Origin of the sequence: Kitasatospora sp. MY 5-36, from assembly GCF_001182915.1 — a bacterium.
GTDB lineage: Bacteria > Actinomycetota > Actinomycetes > Streptomycetales > Streptomycetaceae > Kitasatospora.
In genome coordinates this window covers 1-1110 of the sequence record NZ_LFVW01000291.1, presented here as the reverse complement: position 1 = coordinate 1110, position 1110 = coordinate 1, and the positions used below count along the sequence as shown (strand labels likewise).

The 1110-nt window shown below is 71.5% G+C and carries 1 protein-coding gene; it reads right to left on the bottom strand.

Annotated elements, in window-relative coordinates:
• Positions 1-1110, bottom strand: a 1110-nt coding sequence (locus tag AE652_RS20215; protein WP_049653530.1) for a right-handed parallel beta-helix repeat-containing protein, incomplete at both ends; no start/stop codon positions are given.

Genomic DNA, 1110 nt, shown 5'->3' with positions numbered 1-1110 from the left:
GTGTCCAGCAGCCGGGTCGGACCGGCCGGGGTGAAGGCGCTGCCGATGTCGAGCATCTCGTAGGCACCGCGGTCGCGGATGCCGCTGCCCGTGCCGGTGTTGGGGACCGTCACGTCGTCCGCCGGGGCCCAGCCGCCGCGGTCGGTCGGCAGCATGCCCGGGGCGTTCTCGTCCGCCGAGTCGACGGTGACGTCCAGCGGCGCGTTCGGCCCCTTCTGGACCCACGACGGGGCGAAGAAGTCGTGCGCGCCTTGGCCGGTGGCGGCGGTGAACGCCTGCTGGACGGCGTACGGGACGCCGCCCCAGTGGTAGGCCGCGGCGTCGCTGCGCGAGTCGACCACGTTGTAGTCGGCCTTGAGGCCCGGGACGGAGTTCACCGCGACGGTGATCCCGGTGGCGCCGGTGGCCTTGGCCCCGCAGGACTTCTCGAGGTTGGCCGCCGTGTTCACCACGTTGTTCTCGACCACCGCACCGGTCGAGGTGCCGTCCAGCACGATCCCGCCGAAGCAGTTCGTGTTCAGCGAGTTGCTCACCACGACGGTGTCCGGCGAGTCCTGCACCACGATGCCGGTCGAGTTGTAGCCGGAGTTGGGCTGCACCACGTTGGTGGTCAGAACGGTTCCGGTGGAGCCGCGGTCGACGGTGATCCCCGGCCCCGCCGAGCCGATGCTGCCGCGTCCGAACACCACCTTGTCGGACGCGCCGGTGATCCGGACACCGGTGCCGCCGAGGACGGAGGTGTTGTCGAACACCACGTCCCGGGCGCCGCTCACCACGATCGACGGCTTCAGGTAGCCCGCGTCGAACGTCAGGTTCTCGAAGCGGACGTGCTGGGCGCCCGTGACGAAGAAGCCGTTGGTCTGCTGGTTCCACCCACCGATGCGGGCACCGCCGCCCGGGCTGTTCTCGTTCTTCGTCGCCCGGAAGGTGATCGGCGCCTCGGCCGTGCCCGACTTCGTGACGGTCAGGTCCTCGGGGTACGCCCCGTCGGCGATGTCCACCGTCTGCCCCGGCCGGACGACGGCCGCGGCCGCGCCGATGGTGCAGAACGGCGCCGACTGGGCGCCCGTGCCGCCGTCGGTGCAGTGCGCACCCGCGGCGTTGTCGACG